This window comes from Streptomyces capillispiralis (assembly GCF_007829875.1).
Classification (GTDB): Bacteria; Actinomycetota; Actinomycetes; order Streptomycetales; family Streptomycetaceae; genus Streptomyces; species Streptomyces capillispiralis.
The window spans coordinates 4,327,621-4,354,096 of the sequence record NZ_VIWV01000001.1 but is presented as its reverse complement, the minus strand read 5'-3'; the positions used below and the strand labels follow the sequence as shown (position 1 = coordinate 4,354,096).

The 26,476-nt window shown below is 72.9% G+C and carries 24 protein-coding genes, 1 tRNA gene and 1 pseudogene; 12 read left to right on the top strand and 14 right to left on the bottom strand.

The features are described 5' to 3' along the window. The first annotated feature begins 113 nt into the window (after positions 1-113). Positions 114-1,043 carry a 1-phosphofructokinase family hexose kinase gene (locus FHX78_RS18840; protein ID WP_145868591.1) on the top strand — a complete coding sequence of 310 codons (930 nt, stop codon included), beginning with the start codon at positions 114-116 and terminating at the stop codon, positions 1,041-1,043. Positions 1,044-1,046: 3 nt separating this feature from the next. Here FHX78_RS18840 and FHX78_RS18835 read toward each other — a convergent pair whose 3' ends face one another. Together FHX78_RS18835 and cdgB are read right to left on the bottom strand one after the other, a co-directional pair. Further along, the gene (locus FHX78_RS18835) at positions 1,047-1,982 is read right to left on the bottom strand and encodes a carbohydrate-binding protein (protein WP_145868590.1); all 936 of its coding nucleotides are present in this window, start codon (positions 1,980-1,982) and stop codon (positions 1,047-1,049) included. A 116-nt stretch (positions 1,983-2,098) separates the two neighbouring features. Continuing rightward, on the bottom strand, positions 2,099-3,787 hold the full coding sequence (gene cdgB, locus FHX78_RS18830; RefSeq protein ID WP_145868589.1) for a diguanylate cyclase CdgB: 1,689 nt from the start codon (positions 3,785-3,787) through the stop codon (positions 2,099-2,101). Between the two features lie 316 nt (positions 3,788-4,103). Here cdgB and FHX78_RS18825 point away from each other — a divergent pair, with 316 nt between their 5' ends. Further along, the gene (locus tag FHX78_RS18825) at positions 4,104-4,688 is read left to right on the top strand and encodes a flavin reductase family protein (RefSeq protein ID WP_145868588.1); all 585 of its coding nucleotides are present in this window, start codon (positions 4,104-4,106) and stop codon (positions 4,686-4,688) included. 73 nt (positions 4,689-4,761) lie between these two features. Then, on the top strand, positions 4,762-5,235 hold the full coding sequence (locus FHX78_RS18820; RefSeq protein ID WP_145868587.1) for a GNAT family N-acetyltransferase: 474 nt from the start codon (positions 4,762-4,764) through the stop codon (positions 5,233-5,235). 203 nt (positions 5,236-5,438) lie between these two features. On the opposite strand, the gene arfB is transcribed toward FHX78_RS18820, so the two are convergent. Beyond that, positions 5,439-5,876, bottom strand: coding sequence for an alternative ribosome rescue aminoacyl-tRNA hydrolase ArfB (gene arfB, locus FHX78_RS18815; RefSeq protein ID WP_145868586.1), 438 nt, complete (start codon positions 5,874-5,876; stop codon positions 5,439-5,441). Positions 5,877-6,038: 162 nt separating this feature from the next. Here arfB and FHX78_RS18810 point away from each other — a divergent pair, with 162 nt between their 5' ends. Further along, the gene (locus FHX78_RS18810; RefSeq protein WP_030829245.1) at positions 6,039-6,614 is read left to right on the top strand and encodes a TerD family protein; all 576 of its coding nucleotides are present in this window, start codon (positions 6,039-6,041) and stop codon (positions 6,612-6,614) included. 135 nt (positions 6,615-6,749) lie between these two features. Here the strand turns inward: FHX78_RS18810 and FHX78_RS18805 are convergent, their stop codons facing one another. Beyond that, positions 6,750-8,165 (bottom strand): M1 family metallopeptidase, encoded by a 1,416-nt coding sequence (locus tag FHX78_RS18805; RefSeq protein ID WP_145868585.1) that lies wholly within the window; start codon positions 8,163-8,165, stop codon positions 6,750-6,752. Between the two features lie 136 nt (positions 8,166-8,301). Between FHX78_RS18805 and FHX78_RS18800 the strand changes: the two genes are divergently transcribed. Next, entirely contained in the window at positions 8,302-8,802 is a 501-nt protein-coding gene (locus tag FHX78_RS18800) for a hypothetical protein (protein WP_145868584.1), read from the top strand. Between the two features lie 40 nt (positions 8,803-8,842). Here FHX78_RS18800 and FHX78_RS18795 read toward each other — a convergent pair whose 3' ends face one another. Then, entirely contained in the window at positions 8,843-9,520 is a 678-nt protein-coding gene (locus FHX78_RS18795; protein WP_229923886.1) for a pentapeptide repeat-containing protein, read from the bottom strand. Positions 9,521-9,690: 170 nt separating this feature from the next. Between FHX78_RS18795 and FHX78_RS18790 the strand changes: the two genes are divergently transcribed. From FHX78_RS18790 to FHX78_RS18780, 3 genes are all read left to right on the top strand, one after another. Next, positions 9,691-10,851: an NAD(P)-binding protein gene (locus FHX78_RS18790; RefSeq protein ID WP_145868582.1), complete on the top strand. Its 1,161-nt coding sequence runs from the start codon at positions 9,691-9,693 to the stop codon at positions 10,849-10,851. A gap of 63 nt (positions 10,852-10,914) precedes the next feature. Further along, positions 10,915-11,889, top strand: a complete 975-nt coding sequence (locus tag FHX78_RS18785; protein ID WP_145868581.1) for a zinc-binding dehydrogenase — start codon at positions 10,915-10,917, stop codon at positions 11,887-11,889. Between the two features lie 18 nt (positions 11,890-11,907). Further along, entirely contained in the window at positions 11,908-12,831 is a 924-nt protein-coding gene (locus tag FHX78_RS18780) for an aminoglycoside phosphotransferase family protein (protein ID WP_145868580.1), read from the top strand. Positions 12,832-12,873: 42 nt separating this feature from the next. Here the strand turns inward: FHX78_RS18780 and FHX78_RS18775 are convergent. Continuing rightward, positions 12,874-12,947 (bottom strand) — tRNA-Thr (locus FHX78_RS18775). 338 nt (positions 12,948-13,285) lie between these two features. Between FHX78_RS18775 and FHX78_RS18770 the strand changes: the two genes are divergently transcribed. The 3 genes from FHX78_RS18770 to FHX78_RS18755 all read left to right on the top strand — a co-directional run bounded on the left by FHX78_RS18770 (position 13,286) and on the right by FHX78_RS18755 (position 16,118). Continuing rightward, positions 13,286-14,374, top strand: a complete 1,089-nt coding sequence (locus FHX78_RS18770; protein WP_145868579.1) for an ABC transporter ATP-binding protein — start codon at positions 13,286-13,288, stop codon at positions 14,372-14,374. Between the two features lie 188 nt (positions 14,375-14,562). After that, positions 14,563-15,021 (top strand): hypothetical protein, encoded by a 459-nt coding sequence (locus FHX78_RS18765; protein ID WP_145868578.1) that lies wholly within the window; start codon positions 14,563-14,565, stop codon positions 15,019-15,021. A gap of 365 nt (positions 15,022-15,386) precedes the next feature. Next, a complete protein-coding gene (locus tag FHX78_RS18755; RefSeq protein WP_145868577.1) occupies positions 15,387-16,118 on the top strand; it encodes a nucleotidyltransferase family protein in 732 nt (243 codons plus the stop codon). 136 nt (positions 16,119-16,254) lie between these two features. Here FHX78_RS18755 and FHX78_RS18750 read toward each other — a convergent pair whose 3' ends face one another. The 6 genes and pseudogenes from FHX78_RS18750 to FHX78_RS18720 form a co-directional block, all read right to left on the bottom strand. Further along, positions 16,255-17,904 (bottom strand): DoxX family membrane protein, encoded by a 1,650-nt coding sequence (locus FHX78_RS18750; RefSeq protein ID WP_167531798.1) that lies wholly within the window; start codon positions 17,902-17,904, stop codon positions 16,255-16,257. Positions 17,905-18,022: 118 nt separating this feature from the next. Then, positions 18,023-18,964, bottom strand: a complete 942-nt coding sequence (gene rlmB / locus FHX78_RS18745; RefSeq protein WP_145868576.1) for a 23S rRNA (guanosine(2251)-2'-O)-methyltransferase RlmB — start codon at positions 18,962-18,964, stop codon at positions 18,023-18,025. Between the two features lie 110 nt (positions 18,965-19,074). Then, the gene (gene cysS, locus FHX78_RS18740) at positions 19,075-20,475 is read right to left on the bottom strand and encodes a cysteine--tRNA ligase (protein ID WP_145868575.1); all 1,401 of its coding nucleotides are present in this window, start codon (positions 20,473-20,475) and stop codon (positions 19,075-19,077) included. 145 nt (positions 20,476-20,620) lie between these two features. Further along, the gene (gene ispF, locus FHX78_RS18735; RefSeq protein ID WP_145868574.1) at positions 20,621-21,118 is read right to left on the bottom strand and encodes a 2-C-methyl-D-erythritol 2,4-cyclodiphosphate synthase; all 498 of its coding nucleotides are present in this window, start codon (positions 21,116-21,118) and stop codon (positions 20,621-20,623) included. Continuing rightward, positions 21,108-21,852, bottom strand: a pseudogene (gene ispD / locus FHX78_RS18730) (2-C-methyl-D-erythritol 4-phosphate cytidylyltransferase); the annotation flags it as partial. The gene ispF and the pseudogene ispD, both read right to left, overlap by 11 nt. Positions 21,853-22,244: 392 nt before the next feature. Beyond that, positions 22,245-22,727, bottom strand: a complete 483-nt coding sequence (locus tag FHX78_RS18720; RefSeq protein WP_003953493.1) for a CarD family transcriptional regulator — start codon at positions 22,725-22,727, stop codon at positions 22,245-22,247. A gap of 820 nt (positions 22,728-23,547) precedes the next feature. Between FHX78_RS18720 and FHX78_RS18710 the strand changes: the two genes are divergently transcribed. Further along, on the top strand, positions 23,548-24,276 hold the full coding sequence (locus tag FHX78_RS18710) for a copper chaperone PCu(A)C (protein ID WP_145868571.1): 729 nt from the start codon (positions 23,548-23,550) through the stop codon (positions 24,274-24,276). 109 nt (positions 24,277-24,385) lie between these two features. On the opposite strand, the gene phoP is transcribed toward FHX78_RS18710, so the two are convergent. Together phoP and phoR are read right to left on the bottom strand one after the other, a co-directional pair. Continuing rightward, positions 24,386-25,066, bottom strand: coding sequence for a two-component system response regulator PhoP (gene phoP / locus FHX78_RS18705; protein ID WP_004929857.1), 681 nt, complete (start codon positions 25,064-25,066; stop codon positions 24,386-24,388). Beyond that, positions 25,063-26,355, bottom strand: a complete 1,293-nt coding sequence (gene phoR / locus FHX78_RS18700; protein WP_145868570.1) for a two-component system sensor histidine kinase PhoR — start codon at positions 26,353-26,355, stop codon at positions 25,063-25,065. Before phoR ends, phoP begins: the two co-directional genes overlap by 4 nt. Between the last annotated feature and the right edge of the window lie 121 nt (positions 26,356-26,476).

Genomic DNA, 26,476 nt, shown 5'->3' with positions numbered 1-26,476 from the left:
CCCGCCGTCGGCGGACGGCGGCCGGTCCGGGGGGTGGGCCGACCGCCGTCCGTTTGGCATGATCGTGACCCCGCGCCACACGGCGGGCGCAGACAAAAGGGGAGGTCGGCCCGGTGATCCTCACGGTGACGCTGAACACCGCTCTCGACATCACCCATCGCGTGCCGTCCCTGCGGCCGGGGTCCTCCCACCGCGTCTCCGAGGTGACCGAACGCCCCGGCGGCAAGGGTGTCAACGTGGCCCGCGTACTCGCCGCCCTCGGCCACGAGGTGACGGTCACCGGTTTCGCGGGCGGCACGACGGGCCGGATCCTGCGGGACCGGCTCACCGAGGTCCCGGGCCTGGTGGACGCGCTGGTCCCGGTGTCGGGCCCCACCCGCCGCACCGTCGCGGTGGTCGACGCGCGCTCCGGCTCCACCACCCAGCTCAACGAGCCCGGCCCGACGATCGCTCACGCCGAGTGGTCCGCCTTCCAGGCGGTGTACGGGGATCTGCTGGCGTCCGCCTCGGCGGTGGCCCTGTGCGGCAGCCTCCCGCCGGGCGTCCCGGTGGGCGCCTACGCCGGGCTGGTCCGCACCGCCCGCACGGCCGGGGTACCGGTCCTCCTCGACACCAGTGGGGCGGCGCTGCGCCGCGGGGTGGCCGGGCGCCCCGACATCCTCAAGCCGAACGCCGAGGAGCTGGCCGAACTCACCGGTTTCCACGAGCCGTTGCGCGCCGCCCAGGACGCCCGCCGGCGCGGCGCGGGCACGGTGGTCGCCTCCCTGGGCCCGGAGGGCCTGCTCGCGCTGACCCCCGAGGGCCACTGGCGCGCGGCCCCGCCGGCCCGGCTGCCCGGCAACCCGACCGGCGCCGGCGACTCGGTCGTGGCGGGTCTGCTGTCGGCCCTGGTGGAACACCGCCCCTGGCCCGACCGCCTCGCCCGGGCGACAGCCCTGTCGGCGGCGACGGTCCTCTCCCCCACGGCCGGCGACTTCGACCGCCCGGCCTACGAACGCCTGCTGCCCGACGTCAGGGTGACGGGGGAAGCGAACGCGGCGTAGGGGTCAGTCCTTGACCTGGCCTTCCTTCAGCCACAGCTGGTCCAGCAGGACGTTGCACTTGTCGCCGTCGGCGCAGGAGACGGAGATGGTGTTGGTGCCCTTGTTGAGGGTGGGCCAGGCGTAGGTCTTGGTCCAGCCCTTGGAGAAGTCGCCGTCCTTGGCGCCGGCCCAGTTGTCCATGTTCAGTTTGGAGCCGAACGGCTTGCCGTTGACGGTGAGCGTCATCGACTGGGGGTCGTCGGTCGTGCTGTAGCGCACGAAGACGGTGTAGGCGCCGTCCTTGGGGATGCCGTTGACGGTCCAGGTGACCGTGGAGCCCGGCTGGTTGAGGTTGGTCACGTAGATGCCGCCGTCGGACTGCGCGCCCTCGACGTCGGAGGCGAGAGCGGCTCCGCCGTCGAGACGGAGCGCCTTCGCGTCGATCGTCGGCAGCTCGACCTCGTCCTGCGCGCTCTCGCTCGTCGACGGGCTCGGCTCGGTGCTGTCCTGGGACTGGGTCGGCGTCGTGCCCGCCTGGTCGTCGCCCTTGTCCTCGTCGTCGCCGCCGATCATGGCCACGCCGATGCCGATCACGACCGCGGCGACCACGGCGATCGCGCCGATGAGGAGGCCCTTGGTGTTCGGTCCGCGACCGCGCCCGCTGCCCCGGCCGCCGTGCCCCGGCTGCGGGGACTGGGTGGTGGTGGCGCCGCCGGGCAGCGTCTCCGGGGCGGCGTAGTGGGCGCTCGGCTGCCCGTAGACGCCCTGCTGCGGCGGTGCCTGGGGAGCAGCCTGCTGGCCGTACTGGCGGGTCCCGACCGGCCGCACCCGGTTGACCGAGTTCGGGTAGCCGTAGCCCCCGGACGGCGGCTGGGCTCCGTTGGCCTGCCCGTCGGCGTAGAGGTAGCCGAACGGGTCGTCGTCCTCGGGCGTGCTCGCGCCGTTGTTGCCGGGCGTCATCCCTTGGTGCTCCTAGCTGCGGATCGGGTGCGGTACGAGTGGTGAGAGAGCGAGCCTACCCGCTTCCGATGACCCGATTGGGTGACGCGGACCGCATCAACTCACTGACCTGGGCTTCATCCCGCACGGCGGTGCTGTTTGGGACGAGATCGTTTCTCGACGTACATCCGCTCGTCGGCGGACTTCAACACTTCGTCCGCGGTCATTCCGCAGTGCGCCCACCCGATGCCGAAGCTGGCGCCCACCCGCACGGCCCGGCCCTCGGCCCGGATGGGCTGGATGATCTCGTTGCGCAGCCGCACGGCGAGGTCCTGGGCGTCGGCCCGGCCGAGCCCGTCGGCGAGGATCACGAACTCGTCGCCGCCGAGCCGGGCGACGGTGTCGCCGTCGCGCACGCCGTTGCCCAGCCGGCGGGCGACCTCGATGAGCACCGCGTCGCCCGCGTTGTGGCCGAACCGGTCGTTGATGGACTTGAAGCCGTCGAGGTCGCAGAAGAGCACCGCGAGCCCCTTGGAGCCGTCGTCGAAGTCCGCGGCGGGCGCGACGGTGTGCACATGGTGGTCGTAGCCGTCGTACGCCTCGCTGCCCGGCGGGAAGTCGAAGTCGTGCCCCCGGTCGAAGGCGGGCGGGCCGTAGGCGGCGTCCTGGGAGTCGAAGGACTCGAAGGGGGCCATGGAGTCGACGGCGGCGGGCAGCGCCTGCTGCGGGCGCTGCTGGCACAGCCGGGCGGACAGCCGCGCCCGCAGCTCGGCGGAGTTCGGCAGTCCGGTGAGCGAGTCGTGGGAGGCGCGGTGGGCGAGCTGGAGCTCGCGGCGCTTGCGCTCCTCGATGTCCTCGACGTGGGTGAGGAGGAAGCGGGGGCCGTCGGCGGCGTCGGCGACCACCGAGTTGCGCAGGCTGACCCAGACGTAGCTGCCGTCGCGGCGGCACAGGCGCAGCTCGGCCCGGCCGCCCTCGGCGGAGGTGCGGAGCAGGGTGCCTATGTCCTCGGGGTGGACCAGGTCGGAGAAGCAGTAGCGGCGCATCGCGGAGGCGGGGCGGCCGAGCAGCCGGCACAGGGCGTCGTTGGTGCGCAGGATCCGGCCGTGCTGTTCGCCGCCCATCTCGGCGATGGCCATGCCGGAGGGGGCGTACTCGAAGGCCTGCCGGAAGCTCTCCTCGCTGGCCCGCAGCGCCTGCTGCTCGCGCTCCAGGCGGACCAGGGCGCGCTGCATGTTGGAGCGCAGCCGGGCGTTGCTGATCGCGATGGCGGCCTGGAAGGCGTACATCTGGAGCGCTTCGCGGCCCCAGGCGCCGGGCCGCCGCCCGTTGCGCGGGCGGTCCACGGAGAGCACGCCGACCAGCTCGCCGGAGGTGCCGCCGCCCTGCGGGCCGGGGGCGTACATCGGGGCGAAGAGGCGGTCGGAGGGGTGCCACTCGTCCTCGAAGCGGGGCGCGGGCCCGTCGGTGTACCACTGCGGGACGTCGTCGTCGTCGAGGACCCAGCCCTCGGTGTGCGGTATGAAGATCAGGTCGCCCCAGCGTTCGCCCATCTGGAGGCGGCGGTCCCAGGAGTCGCGGGAGCCGGTCCGGCCGGTGATCAGGGCCTCGGCGGCGGAGTTCCCCGCCAGGGCGGCGACCACCAGGTCACCGTCGGGGCGTACGAGGTTGACGCAGGCCAGCTCGTACCCGAGGGCGCCCACGACGCCGTCGGCGACGGTCTGCAACGTGTCCGCCAGGCTGCGGGCCGTGTTCATGTCGGCCATGGCCCGGTGCAGTTGTCGCAGCGACGCAAGACGGACGTAGGGTTCCGACTCGGTCTCCATCCTCGCCCTCCCCCCGAGACCTCGCAGCGAATCAAGGGTTCTCTTCGGCGCATCGTCCCAGCAGCTTCCCAGCCACTGAATCACAGCGCGCTGCCCACTCGGTACACAGGGTCAACAATTGTCGCCCCTTGTGACTCAAGTCACAGCTAAACGTGAACAATTGCCGGGTCTTTCCGCGGTTTCCCCGCGCGATTACCGAACGCAGTATTTGTAGCGGTTGTGCATGGCTCGTGACCGGATCGGACGTTGGTCCTAGGTCCCGGCTCGGGCCGTGGTCCGATGTGGTGCCGGACGAGCGGAGATTAGCGTGTCCGGCGTGCCGAACACTCCCGCAGTCCCGTCCGCGATCACCGTTCCGCCCGCCGCCCGGCATGCTGAGGGGGTGAGCAACGACGAGTTCCGTGCCGCCATGTCCCGTCTGGCCGCCGGTGTGGTCCTGGTGACCGCGCAGGAACCGCCGCTGGACCCGGACGACCCCGGGGCGCCGGCCGGCGAGGACGTCGGCATGACCGCGACCGCGTTCCTGTCGGTCTCCCTGGACCCGCCGCTGGTGCTGGTCAGCCTGCGCAACGGCTCCCGCATGGACGATCTGCTCGACGAGCAGCCGCTGTGGGCGGTGTCCGTGCTCTCCGAGAGCCAGCGGCACATCGCGGGCCGCTTCGCGATGAAGGGCCGCGTCAGCGACCGGCTGCTGTTCGCGGACATCCCCTACCTGCGCGGCGAGTACAGCGGGGCCCCGCTGGTGGGCGGCGCCCTGGCGACCCTGGAGTGCCGCACCGAGCAGCGGGTGCCGGCCGGGGACCACACGCTGGTGATCGGCCGCGTCCTGACGGCCCGGGTGCCAAGCGCCGAGGGCGGTCCGCTGACGTATTTCCGGGGCCGTTACCGGCAGTTGGGCTGAGCGCGGCCCGTCCTTTGCCCACGGCCCCGAAATCCCTTTTACCCACCGGGATTTCGCTGCTTAGGCTGCCCGGATGACGACGCCCACGGCACCGCGCCTCGAAGAGATCACGCCGAAGAACCTGAAGGACGCCCTCGGTATACGAGTCCGCCCCGACCAGGAATTCGCGGTCGAACCGGTGGTGAACTCCCTCGCCGAGGCCTACGTCCATCCCGGCGTCGCCCTGCCCCGCCTGATCATGGACGGCGACCGCGCGGTCGGCTTCCTGATGGCCTTCCTCGACATCGACTGGCACGGGGACGGCGGCAGCGTCGTCCGCTCCGGCCTGTGGCGGCTGAACATCGCGGCCGGGGAGCAGGGCAAGGGGTACGGCCGGTTCGCCGTGGAGTCGGTGGCGGCGGAGCTGCGCCGCCGCGGCACCAAGGAGCTCTACGTCACCTGGCACCCCGGCGCCCACGGCCCCGAGAACTTCTACCTGCGCCTGGGCTTCCGCAGAACCGGAGAAACCGCCGAGGCCGAAACGGTAGGCGTCCTACCCCTGACCTGAACACACGGCCCCGGAAGGCACGCGACAGGCCCCGGGGTCACGCCCCCAGACACGCCGGCATCACCCCCTCAAAGGGGCGCGGGGAACTGCGCGCCCAGCCCCCACGAACCCGCACCCACCGGAGACCGAACCCCACCCCCTGGGGCGCCGGGGCCACACCCCCCTGGGGCGCCGGGGCCACGCCCCGGAAAGGGGCACTGGGGTCACCCCCAGTCCCGCGCGGAGCGCCCCCGCTTCGTCTCGGACCGCTGCTTCTTCTCCCGCAACCGCCGCTCATTGATGCCGCGCGGGATACGCGTCGCCCTGCGCGGCTTCGGCGGAGGCGCCGTCGCCTCCGCGAGCAGCGCCGCGAGGCGCACCGCGGCGGTCTCGCGGTTGCGCCACTGCGAGCGGTGCTCGGAGGCGCGGACCGTGACGACCCCGCCGGTCAGCCGCCCGGCCAGCCGTTCGAGCGCCCGCCGCTTCCACACCTCGGGCAGCGCCTCGGTGCGCGCGAGGTCGAAGCGCAGCTCGACCTGGGAGTCGCTGGTGTTCACGTGCTGTCCGCCGGGCCCGGACGACCGCGAGAAACGCCACATGAGCTCGGCCTCGGGCAGGGAGACGGAGCCACGGATGGGATAGGGACCGGACATGCCGTACATGTTCCCGCCTCTGACCGGTCCACGTCATCCGAATATCCCGGATCCCTCGGAACCCGGGGTAAAGAAAGTAAAGCGACCTGGAACCTCTCGCACCCCTCTCCGCGTTCAATGGGATAGCTGTAGCTTCTAGCCGTACGTAAACGAGGGAAGGGACTCCCAACAATGGCTGTAAGCCTGTCCAAGGGTGGCAACGTCTCGCTCACCAAGGAGGCTCCGGGCCTGACCGCCGTCACCGTGGGCCTCGGCTGGGACGTCCGCACCACCACCGGCACGGACTTCGACCTCGACGCCTCGGCGATCGCGGTCAACACGCAGGGCAAGGTCTACTCGGACGCCCACTTCGTGTTCTTCAACAACAAGCAGACCCCGGACAACACCATCGTCCACACCGGTGACAACCGCACCGGTGAGGGCGCCGGCGACGACGAGGCGATCAACGTCAACCTCGCCGCCCTCCCGGCCGACATCGACAAGATCGTCTTCCCGGTGTCGATCTACGACGCCGAGAACCGCAGCCAGAACTTCGGCCAGGTGCGCAACGCCTACATCCGCATCGTCAACCAGGCCGGCGGCGCCGAGATCGCCCGCTACGACCTGTCGGAGGACGCCGCCACCGAGACCGCCATGGTCTTCGGCGAGCTGTACCGCAACGGCGCGGAGTGGAAGTTCCGCGCGGTCGGCCAGGGCTACGCCTCGGGCCTGGTGGGCATCGCCCAGGACTTCGGTGTGAACGTCTGACGGACACCCGCGTCCAGCGGAGCCCCCGGCCGGCCGCAGGCCCGGCAGGCCGGGGGCTCCGGCGCGAGCGAGCCCGGCGCGAGCGGACCCGGCGGGCCGGGGTCGGCCGGGATGCCGTCAAGGTCCCCGCCCGGCTCAGGGCCGCGGCGGCCTGCCCGCCCCGTACAGCCAGTCCTCCCACACCGCGTCGAAGTCCCGGCCCGGCGCGAACGTCTCCACGTATGCCGTGAAGTCGCCGGTGTCCGCGGTGCCGTGGCGGTGCTCCGCCGCCCAGCCGCGCAACAGGGCCCGGAAGGCGCCGTCGCCGACCGTCTGCCGGATCCGGTGCAGGACCATCGCCCCGCGCCAGTACACGGGGAGGCCCGAGACGTGCGCCGCGTCCGGCGGCTCGGCCGGCGGGAACGACCAGAGCGCCTCGTCCCGCTCCGCGTCCGGGAAGTACGCGCCGGCGTACAGCGCGTCGAAGACCTCCTGCGCGGTGTCGCCGCCGTGCTCCTCCTGCCACAGCCACTCCGCGTACGTCGCGAAGGCCTCGTTCAGCCACATGTCCCGCCAGGTCCGCGGGGTGACCGAGTTGCCGTACCACTGGTGGGCGATCTCGTGGACCAGCAGCACGATGCCGGGGGCGCCGGGGAAGACGGGGCGGCTCTGGGTCTCCAGCGCGTACCCGGCGTCCCCCGGCCGCTCGACGATCGCGCCCGCCGAGGAGAAGGGGTACGGGCCGAAGGTCCGCTCCGCCCACGCCACGACCTCGGGGATCCGCGCCAGCACCGCACGGCTCGCCTCCGCCTCCTCCGGATCGACCGCCGTGTGGACGGGCAGCCCGCCGGCGGTCGTGGTGCGCCCGGTCTCGTACCGGCCGATGGCGAGGGTGGCGAGGTAACCGGCCATCGGCTCACCGGTGCGCCACCGGTACGTCGTACGGTCCCCCTCCGTCTCCTCCCCGGCCGGCTCCCCGTTGGACACCGCCCGCAGCCCCTTCGGCACGGTCACCGCGAGGCTGTACGTCGCCTTGTCGGAGGGGTGGTGGTTGCCCGGGAACCAGGCCGCCGACCCCACCGGCTCCCCCAGCGCCAGCGCCCCGTCGGCGGTGCGCAGCCAGCCCTCCTCGGAACCGTCCGGGTCGGTGACGGTCACCGGGGCTCCGGAGTAGCGGACGGTGACGCGGAACCGCGCGCCCCGGTCGAGTGCGCCGCGCGGGCGGACCGTCAGCTCCTGTCCGGCACGGCTCCAGCGGGCGGGCGCGCCGTCGACGGCGACCGCCTCCACGTCCAGGCCCCGGAGGTCCAGGTTCAGCGCGGAGAGGTCCCGCGTCGCCCGCGCGGTGATCGTCGCCGTGCCGGTGAGGCGGTGGGGGCCGGGGTCGTAGCCGAGGCGGAGGGCGTAGTGGGCGACGTCGTAGCCCTCGTTGCCGGCCTCGGGGAAGAACGGGTCCCCCACACCGGGCCGCCCCGGGGAGGCACCGGGCCCCTCCCCGCACCCGGCCACCGACACGGTGAGCAGCACGGCGGCGGTCAGGGAACGGGCACGAAGGGGCCGACGGAGGCGCACGCCGCGATCCTATGCAGGCGCACACCGACCGGGAGCGCGCCGGCACCGGCACGGAAACCGGCACCGCCCCGACGCCCCCGCCCCCACCCCCGACGCCGCGTCTGCCGGGCCGTTCCGGCGTGACACCATCACACCCGTGCTCGACATCGGCTACGCCCTCTCCAACCGCTTCCCCGACCCCCCGCAGACCGACTACCGCCGCGCGGACGTCCATGCCCTGCGGCACGACCTGTTCTGCGGCGACGTCTACCTCGCCGACACCGAGACGGACCGCGAGCTGTCCACAGCCTGGGGATGGGTGCCGGTGCTCGACTTCGCGTGGGCGCTCTGCGACATCGTGGAACAGGTCGACCGGGACCCGGCGGGCTCCCGCGCCTCCCGCCCCCAGCACGCGGAGCTGGACTTCACCGAGTCCACCGACCGCCTGCTGTTCGAGCGCCGCTTCGGCTGGGTGGACATCGAGGCGGAATGGCTCCCGGCGTCCGAGCCCCCGCTGACCTTCTCGCACACCGAACTGCGCCGGGAGGCCCGCGACTTCCTGCACGACCTCCTCGCCGACCTGACCGACCTGCACGAGGACCTCGGCGAGAACCCGGCGATCTGGAACCTCCAGGCCCGCTTCCCGAGGATCTCCTGACCACTCCCGATCACCCCGATGAGTCGCCGCCGCCTCCCGCTCACCCCTCCACTCTGATCCCCAGCTCCCCCGCCAGCACCGGCGCCAGATCCAGCAGTTGCCCCGTGCTGATCACCGCCCCCGACAGCCGGTCCACCCCCCTCGCGATCTCCAGCGAAGCGGCCCCCCGCAGGTCCACGTCCGTGAGCGTGGCCCCGCTCAGGTCCGCGCCCTTCAGCGCGCAGTCCACGAACTCCACGCGCTCCAGCCGCGCCCCGCCGAAGTCCGGCTCGACCAGCACACAGCCCTCGAAGACGACGTCCTTGAGCCGGGCCGCCCGAAGATTCAGGAAGTCGATCTTCCCGCCCCGGACCAGCACCCGCTCCAGCACCGCCCCGTGCGCCTGCGTCCCCCCGAGCCGCGCGTCGGTCAGCTCGACGTCCCGCAGGGTCGCCTCCACCAGGTCCGTACCCACTCCCCGGACACCGGCCAGCACCGAGTCCAGCACCCGCGCCCGGGACAGCCGCGCCCCGTCCAGCACGCACCCCGTCAGCGCGCAGTCCATGAAACGCGCCCCGCCCCCGTCCTGCCCGGCGAAGTCCGCCTCCCGGAACTCCAGCCCGTCGTAGTCCCCGTCCGGCTCCAGACCACCCCCCTCGAACCGCTCCAGCACGGGCAACCGCAGCTCCGGGCGCCGCGCCCCCCGCACGCCCGCGCCACCCACCGCTCTCCTCGCCATGCCCCCATGCTGCACCCCACCACTGACAATCCCCCCGACCTGCGAGAACACCCCGCATGTCACATTCCGGGGCCCCCAACCCGTCATCACCCCAGACAGCCCGCACAGCCCACACAGCCAGCACAGCAGCGTCGACCGGAAGGCGACCCCCGACCAAGGGAGACCCAGCCATGCACCGCATCACCGTCATCGGCGGCGGCTTCGCCGGACTCACCGCGGCCATCACCGCCGCCGAGGCGGGTGCCAAGGTCACCGTCCACGAGGCCCACCACACCCTGGGCGGCCGCGCACGCACCGCCGAGGGCCCCTACCGGACCAACGACGGACCGCACGCCCTCTACAACGGCGGCCCGCACTGGACCTGGCTCCGACAGCGCGGCCTCATCGGCCCCCTCGCCCCGATCCCCGCCCTCGAAGCAGCCCGGCTGCGGCTCCGCCACCGGGGCGCACTGCGCCGCACCCCGCCCTTCGCCCTGCTGAAACTGCTGCGCCGCGGCGCCGCCGAAGCCCCCGTCGACACCGACTTCCTCACCTGGGCCACCCGCATCGCCGGTGAGGAAGGCGCGCGGGCCGCCGCCCACTACGCCGCCGTCGCCCTGTTCCACCACGACCCCGGCTCCCTGTCCGCCGCGTTCGTGCAGGAACGCCTGCGCCGCGCCGCCAAGCTCCCCCCGGAGGCCACCTACCCGCGGGGCGGCTGGGGCGGGCTCATCGACCGGATGGCCGCCCGCGCCTGGAACCTCGGCGTGCGCATGGAAACCCTGTCCCGCGTCGACACCGTGCCCACCGACACCCCGGTCATCGTCGCCACCTCCCTCGACGCGGCCCGCCGCCTCCTTGACGACCCCTCACTGACCTGGCCGAGCGGCCGCACCGTCCTGCTCGACCTCGCCGTACGCACCCGGCGCAAAGACGCGTTCGCCGTGTCCGACCTCGACGCGCCCGGCTGGCTGGAACGGTTCACCGCCCAGGACCGCACCCTCGCCCCGGCCGGCGAACAGCTGATCCAGGGACAGATCCCCATCGCCCCGGACGAGTCCAAGGCGGACGGCACCGCCCGCGCCGAGGAACTCCTCGACCTCGCCTTCGCGGGCTGGCGGGACCGCGTCACCTGGCGGCGCGACGCGATCGCGGCCGGCCGGACCGGCGCCGTCGACCCGCCCGGCACCAGCTGGCGCGACCGGCCCGCCGTCGACCGCGGCGACGGCGTCTACCTCGCCGGCGACCAGGTCGCCGCACCCGGCGTGCTCTCCGAGGTCTCCTTCAACAGCGCCCTGACGGCCGTCACCCTCGCCCTCGGCCGGCACGAGCTTGACCTCAAGCACGCTTGAGGTCGAAGAGTGGGGCGCGCGACGAGCCACACGGCCCGGCGCCACACCCACGGGGGGAAACCCATGCACGCCATCCGACTGCACGCCTTCGGCCCGGCCGACCACCTCACCTACGAACAGGTCGAGGACCCCCGGCCGGGCCCGGGCCAGGTCCGTATCGCCGTCCGAGCGGCCGGCGTCCACCTCCTGGACACCGCCCTCAGAGAAGGCGTCCAAGGCCCCGCCCCCACCCCGGTCACCCTGCCGACGATCCCCGGCCGCGAAGTCGCCGGGGTCGTCGACACGCTCGGCCCGGGCGCCCCACCGCACCTGCTCGGCAAGCGCGTCGTCGCCCACCTCGGCTTCGTCCCCGGCGGCTACGCGGAACTCGCCGTCACCGACGCCGACCGGCTGCACGAGATCCCCCAACGCCTCGACTTCGCCGAAGCCGTCACCATGATCGGCACCGGCCGCACCGCGATGGGCATCGTCCAGTTCGCCGAACCGGGACCCGACGACCTCGTCGCCGTCCCCGCCGCCGCGGGCGGCATCGGCACCCTCCTCGTCCAGTACGCCGCCCGCGCCGGCGCCACCGTCATCGGCCTGGCCGGCGGCCCCGCCAAGACCGCACACGCCGCGGCCGCCGGCGCCCACCTCACCGTCGACTACACCGACCCCCACTGGCCCGAACAGCTCGCCGCCCACCGCGGCGCCCTCACCCTCGTGTACGACGGCGTCGGCGGGGACGTCGCCCGCACCCTCGTCGACCTCCTCGCCCCCGGCGGCCGGCACCTCGTGTTCGGCTGGTCGGCCCAGGGCATCGGCAGCGACGGCCCCCACCTCGTCGACGGCGTCTCCACCAGCGTCCTCGGCCCCGAGATGCTGAAGAGGGCCGGCGGCCCCAACCCCCTGCGCACCCTCGAACGACGCGCCCTCACCCAGGCCGCCGAAGGCCGCCTCACCCCCGCCGTGCACCGCTTCCCGCTCGCCGAGGCCGCCGCCGCCCACCGCGCCCTGGAAAGCCGGGGCACCACCGGAAAGGTCGTCCTGGAGCCGTAGCACCGCCCCGCAATCCACATGACCCGGCCCGCGCCCGCCGCTACCGTGCCAGAAGTGATCGACATCCCCGAGGAACTCGCCGCCGCCCAGGAGAAGTTCAACAAGGAGGCCGGCCGCGCCTTCATCGCCGCCCTCCCGGACCTCACCGCCGACTTCCTGCACCGCTGGGACCTGCGCGTCACCGGGCCCTCCATGCACGGCGTCAGCGCGCTCGTCCTGCCCGTCGACCGCGCCGACGGCACACCCGCCGTCCTCAAACTCCAGCTCCGCGACCACGAGAGCGAGGGCGAACCGGTCGCCCTCCGCCTGTGGAACGGCGACGGCGCCGTCCGCCTGCTCGACCACGACGAACCCACCGGCACCATGCTCCTGGAACGCCTCGACGCCACCCGCATGCTCGCGCACCGACCCGACGTCCACGAGGGCGTCCTGGTGATCGCCCGCCTCCTCGCCCACCTCCACACCACCCCCGCACCCCCGGGCATGCGCCACCTCCGCGACATCGCCGCCGCCCTGCTCGAACGCACCCCCCGCGCCCTGCCCCGCATCCCGGACCCGGCCGCCCGCCGCCTCGTCGCCGACTGCGCCGCCGCCGTACGGGAGGTCGCCGACGAACCCGGCGACCGCCTGCTCCACTGGGACCTGCACGACGAGAACGTCCTCGCCTCCGACCGCGCCCCCTGGCTCGCCATCGACCCCAAACCCCTGGCCGGCGACCCCGGCTTCGACCTCTGGCCCGCCCTGGCCAACAACTTCGACCCCGACGACATCGGCTGGCGCTTCGACGCCATGACCGACGTCCTCGGCCTGGACCGCGCGCGGGCCCGCGCATGGACGTACGGACGGCTGCTGCAGAACTGCCTCTGGGAGATCGAGGACGGCCGCCCGCTGGACGAGGCGGACCTGGAGACCGCCCGCCGCCTGCGGAGCCTCACGGCATGAAGAATCCCGGGCCGGAAACGGTCCGGCCCGGGATGAAAGAAGAGCCCCCTGTCGGATTCGAACCGACGACCTACGCATTACAAGTGCGTTGCTCTGGCCATCTGAGCTAAGGAGGCGCCGCGCGGCGCGCGCGAAGGCTGGTCCACTGTACACAGTGTGGGTTTCACCGAGCCACGCACTTGTGGGAGTGATCCGCCGGCGGTCGCGACGGCGGTGCCGGCGGCCCGGTACGCGGGCGAGGGCCGACCCGGCGGAAACCGGGCGATCACCCCCGGGGTCGAAAGTTTCCGCGAAATTCACGGTCCCGGAACTGCTGACAACCAGGTGAACGCCGGGTACCGTCCTGTGCCAGTTCACTCGTGTGGACCACACCACAACGGAACACCCGTCGTGGCATCACCTTCCTACTCGGATCGTCCGGCACGTTCCTGCCGGTAGAAGGGGACCATTCACCATGGCCACTGTCACGTTCGACAAGGCGACCCGGGTCTACCCCGGCTCCACCAAGCCCGCCGTCGACGCCCTGGACATCGAGATCGCGGACGGCGAGTTCCTCGTCCTGGTCGGCCCGTCCGGTTGCGGCAAGTCCACCTCGCTCCGCATGCTCGCGGGGCTCGAGGACGTCAACGGCGGCGCGATCCGCATCGGTGACCGCGACGTCACGCACCTGCCGCCGAAGGACCGGGACATCGCCATGGTGTTCCAGAACTACGCGCTCTACCCGCACATGACGGTCGCCGACAACATGGGCTTCGCGCTCAAGATCGCGGGCGTCAACAAGGCGGAGATCCGGCAGAAGGTCGAGGAGGCCGCGAAGATCCTCGACCTCACCGAGTACCTGGACCGCAAGCCGAAGGCGCTCTCCGGTGGTCAGCGCCAGCGTGTCGCCATGGGCCGCGCCATCGTGCGTGAGCCGCAGGTGTTCCTCATGGACGAGCCGCTGTCCAACCTGGACGCCAAGCTCCGTGTGTCGACCCGTACGCAGATCGCGTCGCTCCAGCGCCGTCTGGGCATCACCACCGTCTACGTCACCCACGACCAGGTCGAGGCCCTGACGATGGGTGACCGCGTCGCGGTCCTCAAGGACGGTCTGCTCCAGCAGGTCGACACCCCGCGCAACATGTACGACAGGCCCGCGAACCTGTTCGTCGCCGGCTTCATCGGCTCCCCGGCCATGAACCTGGTCGAGGTGGCGGTCGCCGACGGCGGTGTGAAGTTCGGCAACTCGGTGGTGCCGGTGCAGCGTGACGCGCTCTCCGCGACCAGCGACAAGACCGTCACCGTGGGCGTGCGCCCCGAGCACTTCGACGTGGCCGGCGCCGACTCCGACCAGGGTGTCGCGGTCACCGTGAACGTGGTCGAGGAGCTGGGCTCCGACGCGTTCGTGTACGGCACCGCGCAGGTCGGCGGCGAGACCAAGGACCTCGTGGTCCGTGTCGGCGGCCGTGAGGTCCCGGAGAAGGGCAGCGTGCTGCACGTCGTGCCGCGCGCGGGCGAGACCCACGTCTTCTCCACGTCGACCGGTGCGCGCCTGTCCGACTGACGTCGCCCTCCGCTCGAGAAAAGGCCCCGCGGCTCACAGCGGGGCCTTTCTCGTTGTCGACAAATACCCCGGCACACCGGGCATTTCGACCAGGTTCGTCAACCTGCCGCCAGGGATTCGAGGGTCCGCGTCACCCGTAGCGGTGACGGAATGTTTTCTCGCCGCTACCGGGCGCTACCCTCACTCGCGTGAAGCACTCCACTAACCCTCAGACGCGACGCGGCCGGGGCCCCGCCCGGCGGATCGGCCGCTCCCTCGCCCTCGTCCTGCCCGTCGTCCTGGTGCTCTCCGGGACCCTCGCGGTCGCGGGCGTCAACTGGTCGGGGGCGGCCCCCTCCAGCCCCATGCTCACCGCGGCGGACACCTCGTCCGCCGACGCCTCGTCACGGGCGGGTGCCCGCGCGCCGCACGAGGCGCTGCGCGACGCGCTGCTCGTCGAACTGCAGGAGGAGGACCCGGGCGTGGCGCTCACCCACCTCCAGCAGGCCGTGAACGACCGCCCGTCGCTGGCGAAGCACTGCGCGTCCATCGCCCGCACGCTCGGCAAGGCCGCGGTCCGCGTGTACGGCCCCACCAAGGCGCAGTCCTACGCCCGCCCGGTCTGCGACACCGCCTTCGCCTCGGGCGTCGTCACCGCCGCCCGCTGACCGCCCCGGCTGCCGGTACGCCCCCACCGCCGCCCGCCCCGGCCCCGGCACCACCGCCGGGCCCGCCCACGGCAGGCCGCACCGGTTGCCGCCCGCCCCGGTTGGCCGGAACCACCACCGGCCGACCACCCCGGTCGCCGCCACCCCGCCCCCGACCGTCCGGCACCCGGCACCCGGCACCACCCCTGCGGCCCCCGTCCCGCCGCGGCCCCGTCCCGCCGCGGCCCCGTCCCGCCGCGCCGCCGTCCGCCCCACCCCCGAACCACCACGTGACCGTCCCCCACACCCCCGCGCCACCGCACCCCCCTCACGGCAACAGCCGCCACCGCGCGCCGGTGTCCCGGGGCGCCGCGTAGGGTTCGGGCATGACCGATCCGCGTGCCGTGTCCCGCCCCGTGCAAGCCGTCGTCCTGGCCGGCGGCCAGGGGTCCCGGCTTCGTCCGTACACCGACGACCGGCCCAAGCCGATGGTCGAGATCCCCGGCACGGGAACCCCGATCATCGGCCACCAGCTGTCCTGGCTCGCCGAGGAGGGCGTGACGGACGTGGTGGTCTCCTGCGGCCACCTCGCCGAGGTGCTCCAGGAGTGGCTGGACACCGCCGACCTGCCCGTCTCCGTCACCACCGTCGTGGAGCCGGAACCCCTCGGCCGCGGCGGCGGCCTGAAGTACGCCGCCGCCCGCCTCCCGCACCCGGACCGGCCCTGGTACGCCACCAACGGCGACATCTGGACCCGTTTCTCGCTGCGCGACATGGCGGACTTCCACACCGAGCGGGACGCCGTCGCGACCCTCGCCCTGGCCCGCCCGCGCATCCCGTGGGGCGCGGTGCGCACGGACGGCTTCGGTCACATCACCGACTTCATCGAGGCCCCGCCGTCGACCTTCGAGATCAACGCGGGTGTGTATGTCTTCTCGCCCGAGTTCGCGGACCTGCTCCCGGAGCGCGGCGACCACGAACGCACCACGTTCCCGCGTCTGGCGCGGGAACGGCGCCTGGCCGGGTTCCCGATCCCCCAGGGCTCCTACTGGCGGGCGATCGACACCGCCAAGGACCTGACGGAGGCCGCGAAGGAACTGGCCGCGCAGGCCCGCTGACCCCAGCTCAGCACGCAGGCCCGCCGACCCGGGCGAAGCACTCGGGCCCGCCGGCCCGAAGTCACCCGGATACGGAAGTGGGGTCCCGCACGTCGTCCGTGCGGGACCCCACCGTCGTACGCGGGTGGCCGTCCTCCTAGCCCAGGAGGCCGCCCACCAGGCCCGGTTCCCCGGAGGAGCCGCCGCTGCCGTCGCTCGGGGTGCCGCCGGACGCACCGCCGGACGAGGTCGGTCCGGAGCTTGTGCTCGGGGCCTGGCCGCCCGGGGAGGACTGCTGGGGCGGGGCCTGGCCGGTGCTGCCCTGGGTCTGGCTGGGGGCGCCCGTGACCGCGCCGGCGCCCTGGGTCGCACCGGGCGTCGTGGTGGTGGTCCCGGCGGAGGGGCTCGCCGAGCCGGAGGCGCCCTGGGTGGGCGAGGTGGAGGCGGACGGATCGCGCTTCTCGGGCCGGCGTTCGGCGGAGTTCTCCGGCAGCGGGGAGCCGGGGATCTCGTTGCGCGGGGCCTCGCCGGGGCCCGGGACGACCACGCGGTCGGCGTCGCGGACGGCTCCGCCGAGCAGCGAGCCGACGAGCAGGGTGAGCCCGCAGACCACGGCGGTCACGAGGGCGCCGCGGCGCAGTACGTAGCGGCGCAGGTCCCAGAGGGCGGCGCGGGGGCCGAGCCGTCGCCAGGCGCCGCCGGCGAGGCGGCCGTCGACGGAGTAGACGGGCGCGCCGGCGATGATCAGCGGTGACCAGGCGGCGAGGTAGATGATGTCGGGCGTCTCGTAGGCCGGGACGCTCTTCCAGCTGACGGTGACCAGCAGTGCCGCGGAGAGGGTCGCGCCGATGACGGCGGCCACCCGCTGCCAGCAGCCGAGGACGGTGAGGACGCCGACGACGACCTGGGCGAAGGCGATGGCCAGCCCGGAGCCGACGGGGTGTTCGAGGGCGAACTGGCGCAGTGGCTCGGCGACTTCCCACGGGTGCAGGGAGTGCAGCCACTTGCCCATGGAGCCGCGGGTGCCGCCCTCGAAGTAGAGCGGGTCGCAGAGCTTGCTCATCCCGGCGTAGACGGAGATGCCGCCGAGGAAGACGCGCAGCGGGAGCAGGACGACGCCGAGGTTCATCCGGCGGCCGGGGTAGTAGGCGTGCCGGGCGGGGTCGTCGCCGTGCCGCCGGCCGCGCCGGTCGGTGATCTCGAACTCGTCCTCGGGGCCCGGCGCGTCGTAGCCGGGGCCGTGGTGGGCCGGGGCGTAGGCGGGTTCGTCGTAGGCGCTGCCGACCGTGCGCATCGGGGGCAGCAGGGGCCCGTCGGCGGGGCGGCGCTGGGCGCCGACGAACGGGGTCTCCAGGGGCTGGGTGGCCGGGTCGTCGTCGTAGTCGTATCCGCCGCCCGGGCGTGGCACGGGGTGGGTGACTCCGACGCCGGTGAGCGGCTCGTCGGCGTGGCGGACGCCCTCGTGCTGCCGCACGGCCTGGAGCAGCCGGTGGGCGCCGGTGTCGTCGGGGGCGGAACGGCCGCTCCAGACGACGGGACGGCGGCGGGCGGCGGCCGGTCCCGTCGCGCCCATGGTGGTGACGACGGGGATGCGGGCGGTGTCCTCGGCGGCGCTCGCGTGCCGTGCGATCCGCGGCGACGAGGCGCGCCGCGCCGAGACGCCCAGCTGCACGCGGAAGCTGGCGTGATTGACGATGACCTGGGCCGGATCGCTCGGCACCTTCACCATGCTCAGCGCGGGAGCGTCGTCGAGTCCCGACGAGCGGTCCCCCGTGGGTGTGCGGGGTGTTCTGGTGTCCACACTCATCTAACCGAGTGACACGGCGTTAGGACACTGCCTTGACCCGCCGGGAGTGTCCGGACCGCGTCAAGCTGGCCCGGACCTCCCCGAACGCTCCCTGTGGGTGACGTCCTCGAACGTGCGTTCAGCGCCGGTTGCGTGCCGCCTCGTAGAGCACGATGCCCGCCGCGACACCGGCGTTGAGCGATTCCGCGCCGCCGGGCATCGGGATGCGCACCCGGACGTCGCAGGTCTCGCCGACCAGCCGGGACAGTCCCTTGCCCTCGCTGCCGACGACGATGACGACCGGGCCGTCCAGCGCCGCCAGGTCACCGAGCTCGGCCTCGCCGTCGGCGGCGAGGCCGACGACCGCGATCCCGGCCTTCTTGTACGCCTCCAGGGCGCGCGTCAGGTTGGTGGCGCGGGCGACCGGCGTACGGGCGGCGGTACCGGCGGACGTCTTCCAGGCACCGGCGGTCATGCCGGCGGCGCGCCGCTCGGGCACGACCACGCCGTGGCCGCCGAAGGCGGAGACGGAGCGGACGACCGCGCCGAGGTTGCGCGGGTCGGTGACGCCGTCGAGGGCGACGATCAGCGGGTCCTCGCCCTCGTCGTGGGCGGCGGCGACCAGGTCCTCGGGGTGCGCGTACTCGTACGGCGGGACCTGGAGCACCAGCCCCTGGTGGTTCAGGCCGTTCGTCATGCGGTCGAGTTCGGGGCGGGGCGCCTCCATGAGGTTGATGCCGCCGCGGTCGGCCGCGAGCTGGAGCGCCTCGCGGACCCGCTCGTCGTTGTCGATGAACTGCTGCACGTAGAGCGTGGAGGCGGGTACGCCGCCGCGCAGCGCCTCGACGACCGGGTTGCGGCCGACGACGAGCTCGGATGCGGAGCGGCCGCCGCCGCGGCGCTGCGGGGTGCGGCCCGTGGCGCGGCGCACCTTCGCCTGGGCGGCGCGCTGCTTGGCGTGTCCCTTGCGCATCTCGGCGGGCGGCGTGGGCCCCTTGCCTTCCAGGCCCCGGCGCCGCTGGCCGCCACTGCCGACCTGCGCGCCCTTCTTGCCGGACATGCGGCGGTTGTTCGCGGCCATGAGGTATCCGTCTCCGTGAAGTCGTGGGTGGTGCTTCTGTGCGTACGTCTGTGCAGTGTGCCGCCCGGAGGCCCGGACGGCACACTCGATCTTCGTGAGCCCCGGGCGCCTCAGCGCGGGCCGAGGCTCCAGCGGGGCCCCTGCGGGCTGTCCTCGATGATGAGGCCGGACTGGCCGAGCTGGTCGCGGATGGCGTCCGCGGTGGGCCAGTCCTTGCGGGCCCGGGCCGCCTCGCGCTGGTCGAGGACGAGGCGTACGAGGCTGTCGACCACGCCGTGCAGGTCCTCGCCGCTCCCGCTCTCGCCGGCCCAGTGCGGGTCCAGCGGGTCGAGGCCGAGCACGCCGAGCATGGCGCGGACCTCGGCGAGGCGGGCGACGGCCGCGTCCTTGTCGTCGGCGGCCAGCGCGCTGTTGCCCTGGCGGACGGTGGTGTGCAGGACGGCGAGGGCCTGGGGGACGCCCAGGTCGTCGTCCATCGCCTCGGCGAACGCGGGCGGCACCTCGGCGGACGGCTCGACCTGCCGTCCGGCGAGTTCCGCGGCGCGCTGCACGAAGCCCTCGATCCGCGCGTACGCGGACTCGGCCTCGCGCAGGGCCTCCTCGCTGTACTCGATCATCGAGCGGTAGTGCGGGGTGCCGAGGTAGTAGCGCAGCACGACGGGCCGCCAGCGCTTGACCATCTCGCTGACGAGCACGGAGTTGCCGAGCGACTTCGACATCTTCTCGCCGCTCATGGTGACCCAGGCGTTGTGCACCCAGTACCGGGCGAACTCGTCGCCGTAGGCCTTGGCCTGGGCGATCTCGTTCTCGTGGTGCGGGAAGATCAGGTCGAGGCCGCCGCCGTGGATGTCGAAGGCGGTGCCGAGGTACTTGTGGGCCATGGCCGAGCACTCCAGGTGCCAGCCGGGGCGCCCGCGGCCCCACGGCGTCTCCCAGCTCGGCTCGCCCGGCTTGGCAGCCTTCCACATGGCGAAGTCGCGCGGGTCCCGCTTGCCGGTCTCGCCCTCGGCGGACGGCTGGAGCAGGTTGTCGAGCTCCTGGTTGGACAGCCTCAGGTACTCCGGGAAGGAGGTGACCGCGAAGTAGACGTTGCCGTCGGACGCGTAGGCGTGGCCGCGCTCGATGAGCCCGCGCATCATCTCGACCATCTCGGTGATGTGGCCGGTGGCGCGCGGTTCGTAGGTCGGGGGCAGGCAGCCGAGGGCGCGGTAGCCGTCGGTGAAGGCGCGCTCGTTGTCGTAGCCGATGGACCACCAGGGGCGGTTCTGTTCGGCGGACTTGGCGATGATCTTGTCGTCGATGTCGGTGACGTTGCGGATGAACGTCACCTCCAGGCCGCGGTACTCGAACCAGCGGCGCATGATGTCGAAGTTCAGGCCCGAGCGGATGTGCCCGATGTGGGGCGCCGCCTGCACGGTGGCACCACACAGGTAGATCGAGACGCAGCCCGGCCGGAGCGGGGTGAAGTCACGGATCTGCCGGGCGCTGGTGTCGTACAGGCGAATAGTCACGTGTCCAGGGTAGTAGGCGCGGGGGCGTGCGAGGTGCGTCCCGCGGTTTCGACGGCGCATGTCACGTGCGGGCGCGGCGGGGCGGGTCGTGCCCGCACCGCCGCGCCCCGCACCGGAGCGCCGGGGCGTCCTCGGGCGGGGACGCTCATCCGGTGCGGACGACGAGCGCCGTCGCCACCGCCATCAGACCTTCGTCCCTGCCGGGGAAGCCGAGGCCGTCCGTGGTGGCGCCCGAGACGGAGACCGGGGCGCCGGCCGCTTCGCTCAGCACCTTCTGGGCCTCCTCCCGGCGCTTGCCGATCTTCGGTCGGGGGCCGACCACCTGGACGGCGATGTTGCCGATGCGGTAGCCGGCGTCGCGGACGATCCGCGCGGCCTCGGTCAGCAGTGCCACGCCGGAGGCGCCGGACCACTCGGGGCGTCCGGTGCCGAAGTGCTGTCCGAGGTCGCCGAGTCCGGCGGCGGAGAACAGGGCGTTGCAGGCGGCGTGGGCGACGACGTCGGCGTCGGAGTGTCCGGCGAGGCCGGGCCCCTGGTCCTCCCACTTCAGGCCGGCGCACCACAGTTCCCGGTCGTCGGCGAAGGCGTGGATGTCGGTGCCGATGCCGACCTGCGGGAGCGGCGGGAGGGGGTCAGAAGCCATCGTTGAGCCTCCTGCGGGCGAGGACGGCCTCGGCGAGCACCAGGTCGAGGGGGCGGGTGACCTTGAAGGCCTCCTCGTGCCCGGGGACGGTGACGACGGTCCGGCCGAGCTGTTCGACCATGCTCGCGTCGTCGGTGACGTCGTCCTCGACCGTCGCGTGCGCGAGTTCCAGCGTGGCCCGGTCGAAGCCCTGCGGGGTCTGGACGGCCCGCAGCAGCGAACGGTCGGGGGTGGCGACCACGGGTTCCGGGTCGCCGGGGGCGGCGGCGGGCCGGACCTGCTTGACGGTGTCGGCGAGCGGCAGCGCGGGGACGACGGCGGGCGCGCCGTCGCGGACGGCCTCGATGACGGCGTCGACGGTGTCCACGGGGACGAGCGGGCGGGCCGCGTCGTGCACCAGGACGATGTCGTAGCCGGGGGGCAGCGCGTCGAGGCCGAGTCTCACGGACGCCTGGCGGCTGTCGCCGCCGGGGACCACGAGGAAGTCGGTGCGCTCGGGCAGCGCGTGGGCGTCCAGCAGGCTCTTGACCTCGGCGGTTCCCTCGGGCGGGGCGACCACCACGACGAGGGAGACGGCGCGGGAGTCGGCCATGGCGCGGACCGCGTGGATGAGCATGGGGGTGCCGCCCAGGCTGCGCAGGGCCTTGGGGGCGCCCGGTCCGAGGCGTACGCCCCGGCCGGCGGCCGGGATCACGGCGGCCGTGCGGGCGGCCGGGCGGCCGGGGGCGGGGGTCGGCGACGGCGGGCGAAGCGGATCGTCAGACATCGGTTCCTGTCAGGTTTGTGTGCTCGGCCTACGTGGGTATGGCCTGGGCGTACCCCCTGCTCCCTGAGCGGGGGGAGTGCCGGGCGTGACGTCTTGACCAGCCCCTTCCGTGACTCTGGTCGAGTCGACCGCCCGGGCCCGGCACGCCAGGGGTGGGACGTGAGTGATGGCACATTCCCCGGCACGGCGCAAGCGCAGCGCAGGGACGCCCGGCCTCCGGGTACGAACATGCCGCAGCGCCCGGCGACATCCATGATGTCATCGGGCACCGCGGCATTTCGGTGTGCTTCGGCGTGCTGAGTGCTGCCTCGGTCTGCCGGGCGCCGCGGCAGCGGGCGCCGAGCGGGCAGAGCAGATGGCTCAGGAGGCGAGAACCTCGTCGAGCAGGGCCTCGGCCTTGTCCTCGTTGGTGTTCTCCGCGAGGGCGAGCTCGCTGACCAGGATCTGACGCGCCTTGGCGAGCATGCGCTTCTCACCGGCGGAGAGTCCGCGCTCGCGCTCACGACGCCACAGGTCACGCACGACTTCCGCGACCTTGATGACATCGCCCGAGGCGAGCTTCTCCAGGTTTGCCTTGTAACGACGGGACCAGTTCGTGGGCTCCTCGGCATACGGCGCGCGCAGCACCTCGAAGACCCGGTCCAGCCCGTCCTGACCGACCACATCACGCACGCCGACGAACTCCGCATTGTCCGCTGGCACACGTACCGTCAGGTCACCCTGGGCGACCTTCAGCACCAAGTAGGTCTTGTCCACGCCTTTGATCTGGCGAGTTTCGATAGCCTCGATCAGCGCGGCCCCGTGATGGGGATAGACCACGGTGTCGCCAACCTTGAACGTCATGTGACAGGTACCCCTTCCGTGGCTATCCAGGGTAACACGGATACGGCGTCTTCTGAATGGCGTTTTCGCAGGTCAGGGCCATTCTCGGGGCTTGACAACAGCAACGTGAACGTGCTGCGGACGCCGAGCGGAAGCAGGTATTCGCAGGTCGGAGCCGCTGTCCGGGGCAAGTGAAACGCGCACGTTACAGGCATCCGGAGCCGCGCACGAGCGGTCGAATGCCCCCATATGTCCGGTTCCAAGTGATCGAGTTCCGCTACTCCGTTCGGTGAGCGGAGCCGGGTTCCGGCCGTTTCCGGAATTGATCACACGGTGTGAGGATCGGTTGCCGGTGATCAATTCCGGAGCCTCCCCGCTCATTCCTTCACGGGAAATGCGCGATCAGGTGAATGGCATGGAAGTGGGGGTGTCGCAAGCGCCGAGAGTTTACTAACGAGTCACTTGTGACTCATGGGACTGGCGTCGACTACCGCGACGACTACTGCCGACGAGTGCGACCCCGGCCCCGGGGACCACTGGGAACCCCTGAGGACCCCTGAGGACCGCTGAGACCCCCTGAGGACCGCCGAGGACCGCCGTACCGGGGACACCAGGGACGTCGGGGGCATCGGGGACACCGGGGCCGGATCCGGCGGTGCCCCGGCCGGTGATCGGGTGACGTCTCCGGCCGGGAGGACGCCCGCCCGGAACAACGGGGGAGGTCTCGGGGAGGGTCGGGTGCGGACGCGCGGGAACGGCTCGGTAACCTGAGGTCGCTGACAGACACTTAAGGCGGCTTCACCGGGTCGCCAAACGCTCGAGTCAAGGAGTTGCCGCCGCCGTGAGCAGCAGCCTTCGACGCGGCGCCCTCGCCGCCGCCGCCATCGCGTTCTCGATCGCCTCGCTCTCCGCGTGCGCGGCCGGCAACAACGCCCAGACCCTGCAGGTCAAGCCCGACAACGCCGCGACGACCGTCGGTGACATCAAGGTGCAGAACGCCGTGGTGATCACCCAGCCCGACCTAGAGTCCACGGGCCCGGCCGTCATCGCCGCCACGCTCTTCAACGAGGGCAGGACCGACCAGACCCTGGAGTCGGTCACCGTCGCCGGCGCCGGCAAGACCGCCGAGCTGACCCCCGCCGAGGGCGGCAGTTTCACCGTCCCGGCCGGCGGCTCCCTGATCCTCGGCGGCGAGGGCAACGCCTCCGCCGTCCTGCCCAGCAGCCGCGAGGCCGTCCAGGACGGCAACGCGCAGAAGATCACCTTCACCTTCAGCGAGACCGGCGACGTGAGCCTGCGCGCGCTCGTCCACCCGGCGGAGGACTTCTTCGAGAGCTGGGGCCCGACCGAGGCCCCGGCCGCGCCGGGCACCTCGACGGACCCGTCGGAGGAGACCTCCGGGGAGCCGGCCGACGGAACCACGGACGGGGCCACCGGCGAGGCCGCCGAGGGGACGACGGACACCCCGGGCGGCACCGAGTCCGCCGGGACGGGAGAGTCGGCGGAGACCGGCGCCCCGGAGGGCACGCCGTCCGACGCGGCCTCCGCGAGCGCGTCGGCCGGCCACTGAGCGGCCGTACGGCAGACGTGGTGAAGGGCGGGACCCCGCGCAGGGGTCCCGCCCTTCACCGTCTCCCGGCCCGGAGACACCCTCGCGTCCCGGACCGCGGGGGTACGGCCTACGGCTCGAACTTGTAGCCGAGACCGCGCACCGTCACCAGGTAGCGCGGCGCGCCCGGGTCCGGCTCGATCTTGGCGCGCAGCCGCTTGACGTGGACGTCGAGGGTCTTGGTGTCACCGACGTAGTCGGCGCCCCACACCCGGTCGATCAGCTGCATCCGGGTCAGCACCCGCCCGGCGTTGCGCAGCAGCATCTCCAGCAGGTCGAACTCCTTCAGCGGCAGGTCGACCTTGGTGCCGCCCACGGTGACCACGTGCCGGTCGACGTCCATCCGGACCGGACCGGCCTCCAGGGCCGCGGGGGTCACCTCCTCGGGCTCGCCGCGCCGGCGCAGCACCGCGCGGATGCGGGCGACCAGCTCGCGCGAGGAGAACGGCTTGGTGACGTAGTCGTCGGCCCCTATCTCCAGGCCGACCACCTTGTCGATCTCGCTGTCCTTGGCGGTCACCATGATGACGGGGACGTTGGAACGGCCGCGCAGCTGACGGCACACCTCGGTGCCCGGCAGGCCGGGCAGCATCAGGTCGAGGAGGACGAGGTCGGCGCCGTTGCGCTCGAACTCGTCGAGTCCGTCGGGCCCGGTGGTCGCGACGGCGACCTCGAAGCCCTCCTTGCGGAGCATGTACGACAGGGCGTCGGAGAAGGACTCCTCGTCCTCGACGACGAGCACTCGGGTCACGGAAGGACCTCCGGGGAGGGAAGCGTTTCGTACGCGGATGAATCGGAAGAGTGGGGGGATGGGTGGGCCGACCGTCCGGCCTCGGCGTCGAGGCCCTCGGTTTCGTCCCGGTGGGACATCTGGTGGGCGCGGTGGCGGGCCGCGCCGGCCTCCGGCAGCCGCAGCGTGAAGGTGGAGCCCTGGCCCTCGGCGCTCCACACGGTGACCTCGCCGCCGTGGGAGGCGGCCACGTGCTTCACGATCGCGAGGCCCAGCCCCGTGCCGCCGGTGGCGCGGGAGCGCGCCGGGTCGACCCGGTAGAAGCGCTCGAAGATGCGCTCCTTGTCCTTGTCGGAGATGCCGATGCCCTGGTCGGTCACGGCTATCTCGATCAGGTCCCCGCCGGGCTGGGCGACCGTGCGGGCGGCGATGCCGACGCGGGTGCGGGCGGGTGAGTAGTTGACGGCGTTCTCGACGAGGTTGCCGAGCGCGGCGGCGAGCTGGCCGCGGTTGCCCCACACGGCCAGGTCGGCGGTGCCGCCGGCGGCCATGGTGATCTCCTTGGTGCCCGCCGCGTGCCGGCAGCGGTCGATGGCCTCGGCGACCAGTTCGTCGACCCGGATGGGTTCGGCGTCCTCCAGCGGGTCGTCGTTCTGCACCCGGGAGAGGTCGATGAGTTCCTGCACCAGGTTGGTGAGCCGGGTCGCCTCGATCTGCATCCGGCCGGCGAAGCGTTCCACGGCCTCGGGATCGTCGGCGGCGTCCATCACGGCCTCGGAGAGCAGCGAGAGCGCGCCGACGGGGGTCTTGAGCTCGTGGCTCACATTGGCGACGAAGTCGCGTCGTACCGCCTCTATGCGGCGGGCCTCGGTGAGGTCCTCCACCAGCAGCAGTACGAGCCGGGAGCCGAGCGGCGCCACCCGCGCGGACACCGCGAGGGCCTCGCCGCGTCCGGTCCCCCGGCGGGGCAGGTCCAGCTCGACCTGGCGTATCTCGCCGTCGCGCCGGGTGTCGCGGGCCATCTGGAGCATGGGTTCCACGGCGAGCTTGCCGCCGCGCACCAGCCCGAGGGCGTACGCGGCGGAGCTGGCCTTGACCACGCCGTCGGCCTCGTCGAGGACGACGGCGGACGAGCGCAGCACGGACAGGACGGTGTCCACACCGGGCGGAAGCACCGGGTCCGTGTGCAGGGAGGTGCGGGTGGGGCGCCTCTGTTCGCGCTCGCTGAAGCGGAACGCCAGCATGGCGATGACGCCGGTGAGTACTCCGGCGATCGCTGCCACTGCGGCGACTGCCGCGTTCACGTCCATGCGTCCAGGTTAGGCATGTCGCGGCCGGTGCCCACAGCCGTCGGCGGGCGAGCTCGAACACTCGTCGCCCAGAGTTCACCTTGGAGCCAGGGATGGTTCATTTGAGGTGATGGAATCGGTC